This is a genomic window from Crossiella sp. SN42 (assembly GCF_023897065.1).
Lineage (GTDB): Bacteria > Actinomycetota > Actinomycetes > Mycobacteriales > Pseudonocardiaceae > Crossiella.
This window is the reverse complement of sequence record NZ_JAMHIV010000020.1, coordinates 121,668-139,236: the sequence shown is the minus strand read 5'-3', so window position 1 is coordinate 139,236 and position 17,569 is coordinate 121,668. Positions and strand designations below refer to the sequence as shown.

The window sequence follows — 17,569 nt, the reverse complement described above, 5'->3', positions numbered from 1 at the left end:
AATGGACTTCGGACTGGTGCTGCAGACCGATCCACCGGCCTCGGCCGTGGTCGAGCTGATGAAACGGGCCGAGCGGGCTGGCTTCGACTACGGCTGGACCTTCGACTCCTGCGTGCTGTGGCAGGAACCGTTCGTCATCTACAGCCAGATCCTGGCGCAGACCGAGCGCCTGGTGGTCGGCCCGATGGTGACCAACCCCGGCACCCGCGACTGGTCGGTGACCGCCTCGCTGTTCGCCACCCTCAACGACATGTTCGGCAACCGCACGGTCTGCGGCATCGGCCGCGGCGACTCCGCCATGCGCGTCATCGGCAACAAGCCGAACACGCTGGCCCGCCTCGGCGAGTCCATCAGGGTCATCCGGGACCTGGCCGAGGGCCGCGCCACCGCCATCGGCGACCAGGAGGTGCGCATCCCCTGGGTGCGCGAGGGCAGGCTGCCGGTCTGGATGGCCGCCTACGGCCCCAAGGCCCTCGCCCTCACCGGTCAGGTCGCCGACGGGTTCATCCTCCAGCTGGCCGATCCGTTCCTCACCGAGTGGATGGTCAAGGCCGTCCGGGACGCCGCCGAGCAGGCCGGGCGGGACCCCGACTCGCTCACCATGTGCGTGGCCGCCCCGGCCTACGTCACCGACGACCTGGCGCACGGCCGGGACCAGTGCCGCTGGTTCGGCGGCATGGTCGGCAACCACGTGGCCGACCTGGTGGCCCGCTACGGCAACGACTCCAGCATCGTGCCGCAGGCGCTGACCGACTACATCAAGGGCAGGCAGGGCTACGACTACAGCCACCACGGCCGCGCGGGCAACCCGGACACCGAGTTCGTGCCCGATGAGATCGTGGACCGCTTCTGCCTGATCGGCCCGCCGGAGAAGCACGTCGAACGCCTGGAACACCTGAAGTCCCTTGGCGTGCACCAGTTCGCGGTCTACAACATGCACGACGCCAGGGAAGCCACCATCGACACCTACGGCGAGCAGGTCATCCCGGCCCTGCGCGGCTGATCCGGCGCACCCCAGAGCTCAGCGCGGCCGCCCGGCCTCCCGGGCGGCCTTGCGCTGTTCCCACTGCTCCTTGACCTTCCCCAGGGCCTCGCTCACCAGGCTGAGGTACTCGGCGGAGGACTCGAACCGGGCGCCGGCCGGGGTGTCCGCGCCGAGGACCTCCACCGCGCGCAGCGAGGCGGCGGCCAGCGTCTGGTTCATCTCCATCGCCGCGTCGGTGGACCGGGTCCAGACCTCCTCGTCGATGACATAGTGCTCGCGGCGCACCCCGGTGGCCCGTTCCCGCCGCAGCAACCCTTGCTGCTCAAGGAAAGTCACCGCGTGCGAGACCGAGGCCGCGCTGATCCGCAGGCGCTGCACCAGGTCCGCGGCGGTGAGAGTGCCGGAGTCGGTGAGCAGCAGGCAGGCCAGCACCCTGGCCATCATCCGCGGAATCCCCTGCTGGATCAGCAGTTCGGTGTAGGACTCGGCCAGCTCCTGGACCGCCTGGGGATCGCGGCCGTGGCCGCTGTCCGGGATCGACGGCGGCAGCGCGGAGGCCTGCTTGCGGCGGCGCGCCCGGTGCCGGGTCGCCTCCTCCGCCCGGTCCGCCCCGTAGTTCTCCGGCCCGCCGTTGCGGGTGACCTCCCGCATGATCGTCGAGGCCGGCCGCCCCAGGCCCCGGCCGATCTCGGCGTACCCGAGCCCTTCGGCCAGCGCCTCGGCGATGTGCTGCCGGTCCTCGGTGGTGAGCCTGCCTCCGGGCATGGGTGCGCCTCTCCTGTCTCCCTGGTCGCCGCAAGTATGCATTCACCCGCAGTCCATTGCAATGCAGACCCGGAACGTCATTGCGTTCAGTCGCACAATCATTGCAATGCTCTCCGTTTTCTCCCCTGTATCAACATGATCCGGCTTGCTTGGTTCGTTGACGGATCTGTGAACGCAATGTACGTTCATCATCGTTCGGGAAGTTCCGAACGCTCAGGAAGCTACCCAAGGGAGTCAGTGATGAGTGAGAACAACCGCGGCTTCTCCGCGACCGGGCTGCGCCGGATCCGCGAGGTGCTGACCCGGCACGTCGACTCCGGCAAGATCCCCGGCCTGGTCGCCCTGGTCAGCCGCGGCGGGGAGGCGCACGTCGAGGCGATCGGCACCATGCGCCACGACGGTGGCGCGCCGATGCGCCGGGACACCATCTTCCGGATGGCCTCGACCTCCAAGCCGCTGGGCGCCGCCGCGGCGATGGTCCTGCTCGACGAGTGCCGGCTGCGGCTGGAGGACCCGGTCGAGCAGTGGCTGCCCGAGCTCGCCGACCGCCGGGTGCTCAAGCAGATCGACAGCCCACTGGAGGACACCGTGCCCGCGGTCCGGTCGATCACCGTGCGGGACGTGCTGACCTGCACCTTCGGCCTGCCCATGGACCTGACCCAGGCGCACCTGCCGATCCAGGCCAAGATCCAGGAGCTGGGACTCACCGGCCACGGCGAGCCGGTTCCCGGGCCGGATGAGTGGCTGCGCCGCCTCGGCACGCTGCCGCTGATGTACCAGCCGGGCGAGCGGTGGGGCTACCACATCGGCTCCGACCTGCTCGGCGTGCTCGTCGCGCGGGTCACCGGCAAGTCCTTCGAGTCGTTCCTGCGCGAGCGCGTGCTCGACCCGCTGGAGATGAAGGACACCGGATTCCACGTGCCCGCAAGCAAGATCGACCGCCTGCCGCCCAGCTACGCCCCGCACCCGGAGACCGGCGAGTTCCTGATCTGGGACGAGGCGGCCACCGGCAGGCACAGCCAGCCCCCGGCGTTCCAGTCCGGCGGTGGCGGGATGGTCTCCACGGTCGACGACTACCACGCCTACTTCCGGATGCTGCTCAACCACGGACAGCACCAGGGCGAGCGAATCCTGTCCAGGACCGCCGTCGAGCTGATGACCACCAACCGCCTCACGCCCGAGCAGAAGGCGGCCAGGGACGCACTGGCCAGGCGCACCCAGCAGGTGTCCTTCGGCCTCGGCCTGCACGGCGGCTGGGGCTTCGGCATGACGGTGCGCGTGGACCGGTCCGACTACCAGCCCCTCGGCCAGTTCGGCTGGGACGGCGGCAGCGGCACCTCGACCTATGCCGACCCGGCCAACCAGCTCGTCGGCATCCTGCTCACCCAGGTCGGCATGTCCACCGCGGACTCGCCCCGGCTCATCCACGACTTCTGGACCACGGTGTACCAGGCCGTCAACGAGTGAGGCCGGCGCGCGGTCAGTTGTCGCACTTGACGATCAGCTCAGGATGCGACGGCGCGCTCCGGAGCCCGAGTTCCCTGGCGATCGACGGGATCTCGGGGTCGGTGAGGAACCGCTGGTAGTCCTCGGGATCCCAGTCGAAGATCGACCAGACGCGGCTGGGGTCGCTGGGATCGCGGAACACCCTGGCCCCCCGGCACCCGTGCTCCCGCCTCTTGGCCGCACCCCTGGTCTGGAAGGTGTGCAGGAACTGGTCGAAGTCGGCTACCGCGACAACGGTGACGATCATGTTCTTCCTCCGGCACGGTCGAACGAGGTGTGTCAGGTGTAGGTTGCTGGCTCCAGCGCACTTGAGGTCAAGGGGGAGGAATCCGTGAGCACCACGACGCCAGCGGTCCGCCGCTTCACCCCGGGGGGCGAGGGCGGGCCGGTCCGGTTCGGGGACCGCCAGATCGTCGTGACGCCCGCGGTCGAGGCGGCCGAGGGTGGGCCGCTGAGCACCTACTCGGCGTTCTTCGGCGCCGGGGAGAGCGCTGCACTGCCTGCCCCGTACGACGAGGTCTGGGTGGTGATCCGGGGCAAGATCGTGGTCGGGGAGGCGGGGCGCACGGTCAGCGCGGTGGCCGGGGACCACCTGCACGTGCCGAGGGACAGTCCGGGCACGGTCGAGGCGATCGAGGACACCGAACTGGTCTGCGTCTCGGTGCCCGCACACTGACCTCGGGGCACCGCAACCGCCGCCGCTCGGCTCGGCCCTGGCTGAGGCGTTGGATGCCGACTTCGCCTCGGCGCTCGCCCGCGATCACGACGACGACACCGCGGCCACCGCACAACGCCGCGCCACCGACGGCGCAGCTGCCACTGGATCTGAAGCCCTCAAGCCCATCCGCTGGAGCAGGTCAGGCGGAAGGGACGAGGCGAAGGTGGCTAGGGCAACATCGCGTCGACGAAGCGCGCCAGCTCCGCGCGGTAGCTTCCCTGCGCGGGTTCGGTATAGGACACCGGGTCCTGCGAGCTGTGCACGATAATCCGGTGTGCGCACTCCAGCGAGGACTGCTCGGGGCGCTCGCCGTCGAGGGAGAACGACCCGACTACGCGGCCGGTCCGGACTTCGACGACGGTCACCAGGTAACGGCCGAGGTACAGACTCTGGAAGTAGCCACGCTCGTAGCTACAGGCACGAAGCAGAGGCCCACGCTCCACACGAGCAACGCAGCCGACGAGCTGGACCTCCGCCGCCTGGACCTCCGGAACCGAGCTGTAGTCCCAGGAACCATCGGCGCCGAAGACCACCGCCGGGTGCGGTCCGGGTCCGCGGTAGCCGGTGCTCCCGCCGAAGCCCTCGCCGCCCTGGCACACGCGCGCGAGCTGGAAAGGCGCATGGGGCCGTTCCCCGACCACGAGGTGCGCCGCGATCGGGACGGCGACGAAGAACATCATCGCTGCGGTCGCCAGCGCGATGGCCGCAGCGACGGTGATGCGCCGTCCGCTCCACGGCCCAACCGGGGCGCCCCGGAGGATCGAGGCACGGAGATCGCCGCGGCCGCAGACGCGCGTGTTCCCGAGGACGTTGGCCTCAGCCCAGGTCACGGTCTTCACCGTGTCACCGGTGCGGTCGCCGGACCACAGGACCAGACCGTGCTGGGCGAGGCCGACCCAGTGACGGCCGCCGCGGACGGGGCCGAGGTGCAGGAGCAGGTACGCGAACCCGGCCAGGCACGCCCACACCAGCAGCGGCCACTGCCAGGTGGTGTCGTGGTCCTTCCACAGGACGAAGGTCGCGATCCACACCGGAAGCGCCCCGACGCCCACCGCGATCGCCACTGCCCGGGCTACCGCCGTGTTGCCGTGTCCCCGATGGAGGCGGACGAGTTCACCCAGGCCGGCTGCCCGCGCGGCCGCGGCGATGGCCTCGCGGCGGCGTGTCCTGCCCATGCGCAGCTCTCCTTGGTCGCGGTCGGAAACGGAGGTGCCAACAGGCTAGGAACACGGGGCGGGGAGGGATCCCGGCCCGTCGTCCTGGCTCGGCGACGACCTCGCCACCAGGCCGCTGGCCGCCAGCCTCATCACGCAGGCCGAACGCTTCCTCCCCCAGCTCGTGCTCAACGCCCGGGCCAACGGCCACACCTGGCACGAGATCGCTCAAGCGCTGGGCACCAACCCCGACGACGTACAACTGCTATACGACCCCGAATCACCCGTCGCGGACAACCGATGGCCCCACGAACACTGACGACCGCATCATCGATGCGCGGCCACTTCATGTCCGTTGTCGGCGAAGGTTCCGGAGCACCACGCATCCTCCCACCACAGGCAACCCCTGCGGTCACATGCCACGAACACCAACACCGTGACCGCACCGGGTGCGGTCACGACCGACTGACATCCGCGGTCACTTCACGGATCTGGCCCACTTTTGGTGATGGATCTGGCCTCGGCGTGGGCGAAGGTCGGCCTCTGTGATCATGTTGAGCGTGTGTTGATCAAGGGTTAGCGGTGCTGTTGCCGCATCTGACTGCAGTGCTGGTCGATCGGGTCGAGGTCGTCGGCGGGGCGGTGTGGATGTGGGCGTCACCGCGAGCGGAGGCAGTGCCCTGCCCGAGGTGCGGTGATCCGGCGACTCGCGTGCACAGCCGATACGAGCGCCGCTTGGCCGATCGGAGGGGTGCCGCTTGGCCAGATCCGCTACGACAACCTCAAAGCCGCAGTCGCCCAGGTGCTGGGCTTTTCCCGGCAGCGGGTGGAAACCGAACGCTGGATCGCGTTCCGCTCGCACTGGTCTGTCGACCCCTTCTACTGCCAGCCCGGTTCGCAGGGCGCGCACGAGAAGGGCGGCGTCGAGGGCCGGATCGGCTGGTTCCGCCGCAACCACCTGGTCCCGGTCCCTTCTCTGAACTAAAAATGATCAAGGAACGGACGCGGTGACGGCGCTGCCGGTGATCGCGGAAAAGCCAGGCATGCCAAGCTCGATGGCGGTGTTGCGTCGCTGAATTGCGCTGTCGATCTGGGTGAGGGAATCTCACCCTCGGGTCCGGCAACAACAACCACCCGAACCTCACCCACAGCACGAACGAACGCACGGCGATGACTTTTCGAGCGGTACAAGCCTCCAGTGCCGTCGACCCTGCGCCTCGGAGTGGCTGCCCCGCGCCTGACCTGGACGGACCCGGGGACGCGGGTGCCGGTGACGGCACGAGGGGTGGTGGATGTATCGATCGGCCGCTGGCAGGCGGCATGGGAAAGCGAACCGGACAAGGACCTTCCGGCACGCGAACGAGCTGGCACTGGGGAGCCGGATCAGCCCGGCCGGTGCGTGTCCAGTTCCTTCCACTTGCGCATGAGCTGCGGGATCTCTGCGCGCAGGAAGGCGAAGAAGCGCTCGGAATGGGCAAGCCTGGTGCCGACCTCGGTTCGGCTGCCGAAGATCTCCGTGCCCTCGCGGAAGACGTCCTCGAAGCGGCGATACACGCTGTCGCTCGTGGTCAGGGCTTCGAACCAGGCCATCTGGTGCACGCGGTAGTGGTCGCGGCGTTGCCCCGGCTCCCGTTCGCGGACCGCCATCCCGGTGCGCAGGAGGTAGTTGACGCCGCCGGAGATAGCGGAAGCGCCGACGTCAAGTAGTTCACCGAGTTCGGCGGCGGTGCGCTTGCCATCGGAAGACAGCAGGAGTGCGGAGAACACGCGGGCGGCCATGCGCGGGTAGCCGGAGTCGGCGAGGACCATGGCGAATCGTTCGAGGTATCTGCGCTGCTCCGCGTCCTGGCCGGCTCTGTCGTGCACGCGGCTGTTCTCCTCGTCTGCTTCCATGTCGGGCCGAGCCTAACGGTCGCCGGCGGCGGCTCGCCGCTCTTCCAGTTCGGCCCAGTCGCGCATCAGCCGGGGGATCTCGTCGCGCAGGAAGGCGAAGAAGCGCTGTGTCTCGGCGAGGCGGGAGCCCTGCGGGGCTTCCGCGCCGAAGATCGCCACGCCTTCCGCCGAGACCTCCTCGAACCGCCGATAGATCGCGTCGCTCGCGGTCGACGCCGCGAACCAGGCGTTCTGGCGGACCCGGTAGTGGTCGACGCGCTCTCCTGGCTCGCGCTCCCGGTTCGCGATTCCGATGTGCAGGAGGTACTTGATGGCACCGGAGACGGCGGACGGGCTGACCTGGAGTGTTTCGGCCAGATCGGCCGCAGTGCGCTTGCCGTCGGGGGACAGCAGGAGTGCGGAGAACACGCGGGCGGCCATGCGCGGATAGCCCGAGTCCGACAAGACCACTGCGAGCCTCTCGAGGAACTCTCGTGCGACCGCGTCCCGGCCGGCGTCTCGGTCGGACATGCCACCCCACTTCCGTCCTGCCACGACAACCTGATCAAGTTTACATGGTTCTCGTAGTTCACGAAATTCATGAACTCTATGTAGTCTGGGCGCATGACGAATGCGATTTCGGTGTCCGGGCTGGTCAAGGCGTTCGGCCGGACCAGGGCGCTCGACGGTCTCGACCTGACCGTCCTGGCCGGCGAGGTGCACGGCTTCCTCGGCCCGAACGGCGCGGGGAAGTCCACGACCATCCGTGTCCTGCTGGGCCAACTGCGGGCGGATCACGGTCAGGCGCGGCTGCTCGGCGGCGACCCGTGGGCCGACGCGACGGAGCTACACCGTCGGCTGGCCTACGTGCCGGGCGACGTGACGCTGTGGCCGAACCTGACCGGTGGGGAGGTGATCGACCTGCTCGGCAGGATGCGCGGCGGGGCCGACGAGCGGCGCAAGGCCGAGCTGCTGGACCGGTTCGAGCTGGATCCGCGCAAGAAGGGCAGCACCTACTCGAAGGGCAACCGGCAGAAGGTGGCCCTCGTCGCCGCGCTGGCGTCCGATGTGGAGCTCCTGGTCTTCGACGAGCCCACTTCGGGGCTGGATCCGCTGATGGAGGCGGTGTTCCAGGAGTGCGTCGCCGAGGAACGCCACCGCGGGCGGACGGTGCTGCTGTCCAGCCACATCCTGTCCGAGGTCGAGGCGTTGTGCGACCGGGTCAGCATCATCCGGCACGGGCGCACCGTGGAGTCCGGCACGCTTACCGAGCTGCGCCAGCTCACTCGCACCACGGTCACCGCGGAGTTGGCAGGGGTGGTGCCCCGGCTCGAGAACCTGCCCGGGGTGCACGCGCTGGCGGTGGAGGGCCCACGCGTGCACTGCCAGGTCGACGGCGACGCGCTGGCGGAGCTGATGCGGAAGCTCGCCGAGGCTGGTATCCACAGCCTGGTCAGCCAGCCACCCACGCTGGAGGAGATGTTCCTACGGCACTACGGAGACGAGCTGTCCGGCGAGCACGCCGCGCAGGGGGTGGCGGCCCGATGACCGCCCCACTGACCGCGCTGACCGGCACCGCTGGGCTCGTCCGATTGATCGTGCGCAGGGACCGGGTGCGGATCCCGGCATGGTTCGGCCTTTCCGCCCTGTTCGCGATCGGGGTGCTGGCGTCGGTGCAAGGGGTCTACCCGACCGAGGCGGATCGCCTCGCGTTCTTCGGCACCACCAACGGCAACCCGGCGCAGCTGATGATGATCGGTCCGATCTTCGACGCCTCCGAGGCGGGGATCGGTGCCTGGCGGATCCGCGGGCAGGTCGCGCTGCTGCTGTCGCTGGCGAGCCTGCTGCTGATCGTCCGGCACACCAGGGCGGAGGAGGAGTCCGGCCGCAGCGAACTGCTCGGCTCGACCGTGGTGGGCAGGCACGCGGGCCTGACCGCGGCGCTGCTGGCGGCGTTCGCCGCCAATCTCGGTGCGGCCGTGGTGATGACACTCGGTTTCGCCGCGCAGGGTCTTCCCGTGGGCGGTTCGCTGGTGCTGGCCCTGTCCTTCGCGGGAGCCGGCTGCGTCGCCGCCGCGCTCGCCGCGCTCGCCGCGCAGCTGACCGCGAGTTCGCGTGTCGCCATCGGGCTCGCCGCCGCGGGTGTGGGGTTCTGCTACGCGATCAGGGCGATCGCCGACGCGAGCGAGTCCTCGTGGCTGCGGTGGCTGTCCCCGTTCGGCTGGACCCAGGCGATGCGCCCCTTCGCGGGCGACCATTGGTGGCCGCTGCTGCTCGTCGCCGGGCTGGTCGCGCTGCTCGTGGCCGCGGCGTACGCGGTGTCCGCGCGCCGTGACCTCGGCGCCGGGATCTTCCCGGCCCGGCTCGGCCCGGCCACCGCCGCGCCCCGGCTGCGGTCCGCGCTGGCCCTGGCCTGGCGGCTGCACCGCGGCACGCTGACCGCCTGGACGATCGCCATGACCGCGTTCGGCGCCGCGCTGGGCACCACCGCCGACACCATCGCCGACCAGGTCGGCGAGAGCCAGGCACTGCGTGACCTGATGGAGCAGATGGGTGGCGGCGGGCGCCCGGTGGACAGCTTCTTCGGGCTGATGCTCTACCTGCTGAGCCAGGTGGTGACGATCTACGCGATCCAGGCGACCCTGCGGGCGCGGGCCGAGGAGTTGTCCACCGGCGCCACCACCGTCCTCAGCGGACCGGTCAGCAGGTTGCGCTGGCTCGGCGGGCACCTGCTCGTGACCGCGGCGGGCACGGTCGCCGTCATGGTCGGCCTCGGGTTCGGGATGGGCCTTGTCTACGGCCTCGCGACCGGTGACCTGGCAGGCGAGCTGCTGCCACTGCTCGGCGCTGCCGTGGTCAGGGCGCCCTCGGTCCTGGTGCTGGCGGCCATCGCCGCGGCGCTGTACGGATTGGCGCCCCGCTTCGCCGCGTCCGCCGCCTACGCCGCGCTCGGGCTGTGCTTCCTCCTCGAGTTCGCCGTGGCCTACGGCGGCGTGGGCGAGAGCGTCATGCGGATCTCCCCGTTCGCCCAGACCCCAGCGCTGCCGAGCGCCGACTTCGCGCTCGCTCCGCTGCTCTGGTTCGCCGTGATCGCGGCCGGTCTGGTGAGCGCGGGGGTGGCCGGGCTCCGTCGCCGTGACTTCGGCTGAGAACGGCGGTTGGAGGCCGCCGTGGTTGCCTGGAATGGGACCGCGGTGGCCTTCCGCCGTTACGGGCGCGGTTCCCATGGCAGGCCGAGCACACGTTCGGCGATGATGGTTCCCCAGCCGCGGCTCGGTCCGGCTCCACGGCGTTGATGTGTCCTATGTGGACGTCGAGCGGTGGGTAGGCATGGGGGGTGAGCCTGGTTCCTGGCGGGCGAGCGGTGTGACGTGGCGTTGTTCGCCGGATACTGGGTACCAGAACAACCCCCGGCATCAGCGTCACCGGAACCCTCAGCAGAACCGACCGGGGCTAAGCCGCACCCGAGGTCCTCCAGCAGGGCGACGTCCTCGGACACAACAACGTTCCAGCACGTCGACAGCAGCTCCCGCCCCTGATCTTTCGGCGGGCCACCGGGGACCTGAGTGGCAGAAACTCGCATCCGGACAGACTTCGATGCCACCAGGACAACCTTCACCGGCAACGGACAACCATCGAGCCACGGACCACCCGACCAACACGCCGAGTGCGGTTACTTCCCACCGAGATTGATCATGCTTTTGACCGGCAAGTGCGGTCACCTCACGGATCTGGCCCACTTTTGGTGAATGCGCGTGCTGGGAGGCGACCAGGGTCAGTGGCGGACCGCGGTGAGGAGAACTCGTTTGCGCAGCAGCGCAAGACCGGCCCGGCCGAACATCTGTCGTTTGATCATCTTGATGTGGTTGACGCGGCCTTCGACTGGGCCTGAGTTCCAGGTCGTGGTCAGGCCGGCGGTGACGGCGTCGAGATCGGACTGCAAGCCGTTAGCGAACGACGTCAGGCCCGGCAAATCGTCGGCTCGGACGGCGGCGATCCACTCTGGCAAGAGTTCGCCCTGCAGCTTGGTCATCATCTCGCCGAAGGCGCGGACGTGACCTGCAGCGGCCCGCAGTTCCGGGCACTGCTCCAGGACGGCCTTCAGGCGAGGTTGGTCGTCTTCGGCGAGCGTGTCAGGATGCCGGGTCAGCCAACCGGTGACCCGGCGGACGGTCGGTGGCGCCGGAGCGATGGCTTCAGGGTTGAGGCGCCGTTGTTCGAGGTAGGCGCGAACCTGTCCGTAGGCGCCGGGGTATCCGAGCACGACGATCTCCCGGTGGAGCTGTAAGGCGTTGGTGCAGCCCGATTCCCATCGCTGCTGCAGATACGGCTTGAAGGGGTCGAGCTTGTTGGAGCGTGGGCCTTTCCACTTGCCGTCCACTATGTCCTGCCAGGTGGCGGCGCGGGCGTAGCGCTGAACGGTTTTCTGTCCCCAGCCCAGGCCTCGGGCGATGCCGCGGATGCTGTGGCCTTGAGCGAGCAGTTCGTCTACTCCCAACACCTTCGGTGTCACGGCGGATGGATCCGGTAACGACATGACCAGCCGAAGCAGAGTCGACCTGCTCGCCGGAGCGGACAAGGAGGTGGCAAGCCGTGGCCCGGCCCGTCCGGCCAGCGCCACCGCGATGCGCTCCAGCATCGCCCGCAGCAGTGGCCTCCGCCGCCCGTCTCGCACCGTCAACCCGTCGACCTGTTCGGCAAACGTCTTGACCAGACAGGCAGTGCCGTCGCAGAACCACCGGCGCACCCGCAGCCGGAGCACCAACTTCCGGCCAGCGACTGGCGAGTCGGCCAAGCGGCGCTCGTATCGGCTGTGCACGCGAGTCGCCGGATCACCGCACCTCGGGCAGGGCACTGCCTCCGCTCGCGGCGACGCCCACATCCACACCGCCCCGCCGACGACCTCGACCCGATCGACCAGCACTCCAGTCAGATGCGGCAACAGCACCGCTAACCCTTGATCAACACACGCTCAACATGATCACAGAGGCCGACCTTCGCCCACGCCGAGGCCAGATCCATCACCAAAAGTGGGCCAGATCCCACTTCACGCAGCCAAAGCCAACCGCCGCCTCACCGCCGCCAACCCCCGTCCCCTCAGCTCGCCGCCAGCACCGCCAGCGCCAGTTCCACCCACCGCTGCGCCGTAGCCGCCCCCGGCTCCACCGCGCTCTGCACCGCCAGCCCGCGCACCAGCGCCGTCACCGCCACCGACGCCCGCTCCGCGCGCACCGCGCCCAGCCGCCGCCCCGCCAGCTCCCGGCCGCGCAGCAGCTCGGTCAGCGCCACCCGGCTGCCCGCGCCGAACTCCACCAGTGCCCGCTCCGGCTCGTCGCTGCCCAGCACCAGGGTCAGCGCCTCCACCTCCAGGCGCAGCGCCCGCCAGCCCTGCACCGTGGAGACGAAGTCGTGGTAGGCGCGCACGTACCTGGCCACCACCGCGGGGGCGTCCAGTTCCGGTTCGGCGGCCAGTGCCCGCGCCTCCCGCTCGACGCCGCCGGCCAGGTCGGCCAGCACGGCGTGCAGCAGGCCCTGTTTGGAGCCGAACAGCGAGTAGATGGCGCCGATGGTCAGCCCGGCCTCGGTGGCGATGGCCTGGATGCCGACCCGGTGGTAGCCGTCGGCCAGGAACAGGTGGCGGGCAGCGGTGACCAGGGCGTGGCTGTTGCGGAGCTTGGACTCCGCTCTTCTGCCGGACATGGTCCATAGGATAGCGTCACTATTGAATAGCGTTGCTATCAGATGGGGTGGTCATGTTCGAGGGGATTCGGGCGGTGCTGGCCGGGCTGCCGGAGGTGGACCGGTATCCGACCGTGGACGAGCAGCAGGCGGAGCTGGACGAGCTGGCCGGGCGGTATCCGGAGCTGGTGACGGTGCGGCGGGTGGGCACCTCGCGGCAGGGCGAGCCGATCCGGGTGGCCTCGATCGGGGATGGGACGGCGAACGCGCTGGTGCTGGGCGGGCCGCATCCGAACGAGCCGGTGGGCGGGCTGACCGTGCGGGAGCTGGGCCGGTTGCTGTGCGCGCGGCCGGAGCTGCGGGCCGGGCTGCGCTGGCACCTGGTGCCGTGCATCGACCCGGACGGGGCCCGGCTGAACGAGAGCTGGTTCGCCAGCCCCGGCGACCGGGCGGCCTACGGGCGCGGCTTCTACCGGCCGGACCTGGCCGAGCAGCCGGAGTGGACCTTCCCGCACCTGGCCGAGCACTGGTACTTCGACCGGATGCTGCCGGAGACGGTCGCGCTGTCCCGGCTGATCGACGAGCTGCGCCCGGTGGTGCAAGCCTCGCTGCACAACGCCGAGTACGGCGGGCTGTTCCACTACACCACCGGCGCGAGCCCCGAGGTGGTGGCCGCGCTGGCCGCGGTGGCGGAGTGGACCGGCCTGCCGGGACAGCACACGGTGTGGGAGATCCCGGCCGTCAACGAGCTGGCCCCCGGCGTGTTGCGCCTGCCGCCGGTGGCCGAGCTGACCGAGGGCGCGCCCGCCGGCGAGGGCGCGTTCGGCGCGAGCAGCGCGGAGTACGCGGCCCGGCACGGCACGGTCACCGTGATCACCGAGGTGCCGATATGGGCCGATCCGCGTGCCGCCGACACCAGCCCGGCCGGGCAGCACCTCGCGGAAACCCTGACCGCCTGCTTGGCTGCTCTCTCGGCCGGAACCGAGGCGGTCGAGTCGGCGCTGACGGTGGCCGAACCCGCGTTGCGCCTGGACACCCCGCACCACCGGGGCCTGCGCGGCATGCTGAGCGCTGCCCACCGGATGCACGCGGGCTGGCAGCGGATCGCGGCAGGCCCGGACGGGGCGCGCCCGGCGACCGTGGCCGAAGTCTGTTCCTTCCAGTCGCTGCCGCACACCATGGTGCCGCGCATGGCAGGCACCCTGCTCCGGCTGCTGGACGCCGAGCGCGCCACGGGCAACGTGCGCCCGCCGCTGCGCGCGGCACGGGCGCAGGCGGAGGAGCTGTTCACCGAATGGCTGCGGGCGGGCGAGGAGCTGCCGGGCACACCGATCCCGTTGCGGCAGCAGGTCGCGGCACAGCTGGGCGCGGTGCTGGCCGCGGCGGCGGTGCTCAGAAGCTGAACCGGTACTCGCGGAAGATGTTGCGGCAGAACGGGATCGCGTTCATGACCTGATAGAGCCGCCGGTAGGCCGGGGACGGGATCTTGGCGTACCGAGCGGTGAAGGCGACCTCTTCCCGGCAGCGCAGTCGCGGGTGCCAGCGCTCCACCTCGCCGGCCTCGCGCAGGCCCCAGGCACCCAGCGGGGAGAGCTTGGCCAGCCAGCGCGCCCCGGCGTCGAAGTGCAGTTCACCGGAGCCGAAGTGCGTCACCAGGCGCTGGAGCAGCTGCCGCACCTCAGCCTCGCCCAGATAGGGCAGCAGGCCCTCGGCGATGACCAGGGCCGGGCGGTCGGCCGGGACACCGGTCAGCCAGGACGGGTCGGTGACTGAGGAACCGATCAGGTGGTAGTGCTCGCGTTCCGGGTACAGCTTGCGGCGCAGCTCGATCACCTTGGGCTGGTCCAGGTCGAACCAGTCCACAGTGGACGGCGGGGTCAGCCGGAGCGCGCGGCTGTCCAGGCCGCAGCCCAGGTGCAGCACCACGGCATCGGGGTGGCGGCGCAGGAAGTCGGCGGCCCAGTCGTCGAACTGGGTGGCGCGCAGGGCGACCAGGTACTGGTTGGCCTCCGGGCGGACCCGCCGGTGCAGCTTGGCGAAGTCGTAGTCGATCCGCCGGATCGCCTCGGCGGCATGGTGGTCGCCCAGTATCGGCTGTGGTGAGCCGCTTTCCCAGGCCCGCAGGTACAGCGTGCCGAGCAGGGTCCAGGTGACGTCGTCGTCGGCGACGCCGGTCAGGTCGAGCCGCTCCTCGCTCATGCGCCCAACCGTAGCCGGGCCGCCAACCCGTCCAGGTGCCGGGCCAGGCCGTGCTCGAACAACCCGTCCAGGTCCTCCACCACCGCTGCGTCCATTGTGGACAGATGGGGATAGCGGCCGGAGTTCAGGTGCGCCATGACCTCCTGCTCCCGTTCCCCCCACCACTCGCTGCTGGTCAGCCCGGTGTCCTTGGTCGCGGCCAGCTCGGCGGAGTGCGCGAGGGCCACGCCGCGGACGTAGGCGGGCAGGGTGATCGCCTCACGCAGGCGCTCGGTCAGACTGAGCTTGAGCCCGGCCAGCGCGGCCAGCGTCCACTCGGTGTGCGCCATGGCCTCCGGCACCAGCCGCGGCCGGGTGATCGAGACCAGCTCGGCCAGCCAGGGATGCGCGCGGTAGAGCGCCCACTGGGTGCGGGAGACCACGGTCAGCCGCGCGCGCCAGCCGGGCGGTGGCGGCACCGGCAGCGGGCGGCCGGCGAAGACCCGGCGCATCATCAGGTACACCAGCTCGTCCTTGCCGGCCAGGTGCCGGTACAGCGACATCGGCCCCGTGCCCAGCTCGGTGGCCAGGCGGCGCATGGACACCGCGTCCAGGCCCTCGGCATCGGCCAGCCGGATCGCCGCGGTGGTGATCCGGGCCCTGGTCAAGCTCGGCGCGGCAGCTGAGGACCGCCGGGGCGCACCGGCGGGGGCGCGGACCACGGTGCCCGCGCCCGGATGGGTCTCGACAAGTCCTTGTTGCCGCAACAGGTCCAGCGCCTTGGCCGCGGTGGCCAGCGCGACCCCCCACGCGCGCATCACCGCGCGGGTGGACGGCACCCGGTCACCCGGTCCCAGCTCACCTGCGGTGATCCGCGCGGCAATGGCGGCGGCAATGCGCCGGAACGGCGGTTCGATCTCGCTCACGAGCCCAAGTGTACTAGTACGGATTGGTGGAGTTATCTCCCCTGTCCGTTCGATTTCGTTGCGGTGAACCGCGCGAACTCGGCACAGTTCAGTCATGGCACCGATACAGCGTACGCAAGACGCCGTCGAGATCCTGTGCGACGCCTTCCTGGAGGAGGCGCTGACGCGGTGGATGTTCCCCGCTCCGCCCGAGCAGCGGCGGGTCAGCGCGGGCAGGTTGTTCGAGCAGGCGGTGGCGGAGTCGGCGAAGGCCGGAACCCTGGACGTCGCCGGCGCGGACGCGGCCGCGGTGTGGCTGCCGGTCCCGGCTGACGCGCGGATCGCCCCGCCGCCGGAGGTCGAACTGCCCGCCCGGCTGCGGATCCTGGTGGACCTGTTGGCCCAGCGGCATCCCATCGAGCAACCGCACCTGTACCTGGCGTTCCTGGGGGTGACGCCAGGCAAGCAGGGACTCGGTCTCGGCGGGGCGCTGCTGGCCGAGGGCCTGCGCCGGGCCGAGGCCGAGGGGCTGCCCGCGTACCTGGAGGCCAGCTCAAGCCGGAACCTGCCGCTGTACGAGCGGCACGGCTTCCGGCAGCTGGGGAACCCGATCGAACTGCCCGACGGCCCGACCGTGTGGCCGATGTGGCGCGATACCAAGGAGAACTGACATGTCGAACACGATCGTCGCCGGTGGCGGCGGCTCGGACTTCCTGACCCTGCGCCAGGTGAGCGCCAGCGGTGACCAGGCCGCGATCGGCGGCACGCTGGCCGAGGCGGCGCAGCAGACCTATGGCTGGCGGCCGATTCCGGCGGACCGGCGCAAGGAGCTGGCCCGGCGGCGCTGGTTCCAGCTGAACTGGCCGCAGCACCACGAGCGGATGCGGGGCGCGGCAACGGCTCTCGGCCTGGATTTCGACGCGGCTGAGTACTATGTGGACGGTCTGAGCCCGGTGCCCGGCGGCTCGGCCTGTTCGGCGACGCACGTGCCGCCGAACCAGACCGAGGAGGGCCGTGGGCTGCTCGCCCGCAACTACGACTTCTTCACCACCAGCCAGGCCGAGCTGTTCGCGATGATGACCGGCGCCCAGGTGCCGCCCTCGACCGACCCGCCGATGGCCTCCCGGCCGACCCTGGTGCACAGCAGGCCGGTCGACGGCCCGGCCACGCTGGTGCTGACCATGGACACCCTGGACGGCTGCATGGACGGCATCAACGAGCACGGCCTCGCGGTGGTGCTGCTGATCGCCGACGCGGAGAACGCCACCGCCCCGGTGGACGAGGGTCCGCAGGTCGGCGTGAACAGCGTGCAGCTGCCCCGGTTCCTGCTGGACACCTGCCGGACCGCCGAGGAGGCCCGGGCCGCGCTGCTGCACGCCAAGCAGTACGACATGGGCACTCCCCTGCACTACCTGGTCGCCGACGCCGGCGGGGACGCCTTCGTCTGGGAGCGCGGGCCGGGCGGGAACGAGCACATCACCGACGGCGACGGCGCGCTGTGCGTGACCAACCACCTGCTGCACCGGCACCCCAGCGCGGAGAACCTGCCCGAGGACAACGTGGAGACGCTGTTCACCTTCCAGCGCTACCAGCAGCTGACCAAGAGCACCGGGGCGACCATGTCCGCGGACTCGCTGCGCGCCGCGCTGGCCGACATCGGCTTCGACGCCAGCTCGCCGACCGACTACCCGATCCGCACGCTGTGGCGCACGGTGTTCGACCTGGGCGCGGGCACCATGTCGGCGAAGTTCTACCTCGCCGACGGCCGCTACACCGAAGAGCTGGTCTTCTCGGTGTAGCAACCGGA

The 17,569-nt window shown here is 70.4% G+C and carries 17 protein-coding genes and 1 pseudogene; 9 read left to right on the top strand and 9 right to left on the bottom strand.

All coding sequences use genetic code 11. From position 1 onward, the window contains the following. Position 1: 1 nt before the first annotated feature. On the top strand, positions 2–1,003 hold the full coding sequence (locus tag M8C13_RS24295; protein ID WP_252482988.1) for a TIGR03842 family LLM class F420-dependent oxidoreductase: 1,002 nt from the start codon (positions 2–4) through the stop codon (positions 1,001–1,003). An 18-nt stretch (positions 1,004–1,021) separates the two neighbouring features. On the opposite strand, the gene M8C13_RS24290 is transcribed toward M8C13_RS24295, so the two are convergent. After that, positions 1,022–1,750: a helix-turn-helix domain-containing protein gene (locus tag M8C13_RS24290; RefSeq protein ID WP_252482987.1), complete on the bottom strand. Its 729-nt coding sequence runs from the start codon at positions 1,748–1,750 to the stop codon at positions 1,022–1,024. A gap of 240 nt (positions 1,751–1,990) precedes the next feature. Between M8C13_RS24290 and M8C13_RS24285 the strand changes: the two genes are divergently transcribed. Next, the gene (locus M8C13_RS24285; protein WP_252482986.1) at positions 1,991–3,217 is read left to right on the top strand and encodes a serine hydrolase; all 1,227 of its coding nucleotides are present in this window, start codon (positions 1,991–1,993) and stop codon (positions 3,215–3,217) included. A 13-nt stretch (positions 3,218–3,230) separates the two neighbouring features. Here the strand turns inward: M8C13_RS24285 and M8C13_RS24280 are convergent, their stop codons facing one another. After that, complete coding sequence (locus M8C13_RS24280; RefSeq protein ID WP_252482985.1) at positions 3,231–3,503, bottom strand: antibiotic biosynthesis monooxygenase; 273 nt, start codon at positions 3,501–3,503, stop codon at positions 3,231–3,233. Positions 3,504–3,587: 84 nt separating this feature from the next. Between M8C13_RS24280 and M8C13_RS45525 the strand changes: the two genes are divergently transcribed. After that, positions 3,588–3,932 (top strand): cupin, encoded by a 345-nt coding sequence (locus tag M8C13_RS45525; RefSeq protein WP_252482984.1) that lies wholly within the window; start codon positions 3,588–3,590, stop codon positions 3,930–3,932. A gap of 209 nt (positions 3,933–4,141) precedes the next feature. On the opposite strand, the gene M8C13_RS24270 is transcribed toward M8C13_RS45525, so the two are convergent. Then, positions 4,142–5,149 (bottom strand): hypothetical protein, encoded by a 1,008-nt coding sequence (locus M8C13_RS24270; RefSeq protein ID WP_252482983.1) that lies wholly within the window; start codon positions 5,147–5,149, stop codon positions 4,142–4,144. 721 nt (positions 5,150–5,870) lie between these two features. On the opposite strand from M8C13_RS24270, the pseudogene M8C13_RS24265 reads away from it, so the two are divergent. Further along, positions 5,871–6,101 (top strand): annotated as a pseudogene (locus tag M8C13_RS24265) (IS21 family transposase); the annotation flags it as partial. 410 nt (positions 6,102–6,511) lie between these two features. Here M8C13_RS24265 and M8C13_RS24260 read toward each other — a convergent pair. Together M8C13_RS24260 and M8C13_RS24255 are read right to left on the bottom strand one after the other, a co-directional pair. Next, positions 6,512–7,021, bottom strand: a complete 510-nt coding sequence (locus M8C13_RS24260; RefSeq protein ID WP_252482981.1) for a GbsR/MarR family transcriptional regulator — start codon at positions 7,019–7,021, stop codon at positions 6,512–6,514. Between the two features lie 12 nt (positions 7,022–7,033). Further along, positions 7,034–7,531, bottom strand: a complete 498-nt coding sequence (locus M8C13_RS24255; protein WP_252482980.1) for a GbsR/MarR family transcriptional regulator — start codon at positions 7,529–7,531, stop codon at positions 7,034–7,036. A 93-nt stretch (positions 7,532–7,624) separates the two neighbouring features. Here M8C13_RS24255 and M8C13_RS24250 point away from each other — a divergent pair, with 93 nt between their 5' ends. Together M8C13_RS24250 and M8C13_RS24245 are read left to right on the top strand one after the other, a co-directional pair. After that, positions 7,625–8,548, top strand: coding sequence for an ABC transporter ATP-binding protein (locus M8C13_RS24250; protein WP_252482979.1), 924 nt, complete (start codon positions 7,625–7,627; stop codon positions 8,546–8,548). Further along, positions 8,545–10,149, top strand: a complete 1,605-nt coding sequence (locus M8C13_RS24245) for an ABC transporter permease (RefSeq protein ID WP_252482978.1) — start codon at positions 8,545–8,547, stop codon at positions 10,147–10,149. Before M8C13_RS24250 ends, M8C13_RS24245 begins: the two co-directional genes overlap by 4 nt. A gap of 626 nt (positions 10,150–10,775) precedes the next feature. On the opposite strand, the gene M8C13_RS24240 is transcribed toward M8C13_RS24245, so the two are convergent. Together M8C13_RS24240 and M8C13_RS24235 are read right to left on the bottom strand one after the other, a co-directional pair. Continuing rightward, a complete protein-coding gene (locus M8C13_RS24240; RefSeq protein ID WP_252482977.1) occupies positions 10,776–11,948 on the bottom strand; it encodes a transposase family protein in 1,173 nt (390 codons plus the stop codon). 149 nt (positions 11,949–12,097) lie between these two features. Next, a complete protein-coding gene (locus tag M8C13_RS24235) occupies positions 12,098–12,700 on the bottom strand; it encodes a TetR/AcrR family transcriptional regulator (protein ID WP_252482976.1) in 603 nt (200 codons plus the stop codon). A gap of 53 nt (positions 12,701–12,753) precedes the next feature. Between M8C13_RS24235 and M8C13_RS24230 the strand changes: the two genes are divergently transcribed. Next, positions 12,754–14,082 (top strand): M14 family zinc carboxypeptidase, encoded by a 1,329-nt coding sequence (locus M8C13_RS24230; RefSeq protein WP_252482975.1) that lies wholly within the window; start codon positions 12,754–12,756, stop codon positions 14,080–14,082. On the opposite strand, the gene M8C13_RS24225 is transcribed toward M8C13_RS24230, so the two are convergent. Beyond that, positions 14,072–14,878: a class I SAM-dependent methyltransferase gene (locus M8C13_RS24225; protein WP_252482974.1), complete on the bottom strand. Its 807-nt coding sequence runs from the start codon at positions 14,876–14,878 to the stop codon at positions 14,072–14,074. The two genes, M8C13_RS24230 and M8C13_RS24225, sit on opposite strands and share 11 nt — an antisense overlap. Continuing rightward, on the bottom strand, positions 14,875–15,783 hold the full coding sequence (locus M8C13_RS24220) for a TetR/AcrR family transcriptional regulator C-terminal domain-containing protein (RefSeq protein ID WP_252482973.1): 909 nt from the start codon (positions 15,781–15,783) through the stop codon (positions 14,875–14,877). The genes M8C13_RS24225 and M8C13_RS24220 overlap by 4 nt, the downstream gene beginning before the upstream one ends. A 94-nt stretch (positions 15,784–15,877) precedes the next feature. Between M8C13_RS24220 and M8C13_RS24215 the strand changes: the two genes are divergently transcribed. After that, entirely contained in the window at positions 15,878–16,432 is a 555-nt protein-coding gene (locus tag M8C13_RS24215) for a GNAT family N-acetyltransferase (RefSeq protein WP_252482972.1), read from the top strand. Between the two features lies 1 nt (position 16,433). Beyond that, complete coding sequence (locus tag M8C13_RS24210) at positions 16,434–17,561, top strand: C45 family peptidase (protein ID WP_252482971.1); 1,128 nt, start codon at positions 16,434–16,436, stop codon at positions 17,559–17,561. Positions 17,562–17,569 lie beyond the last annotated feature (8 nt).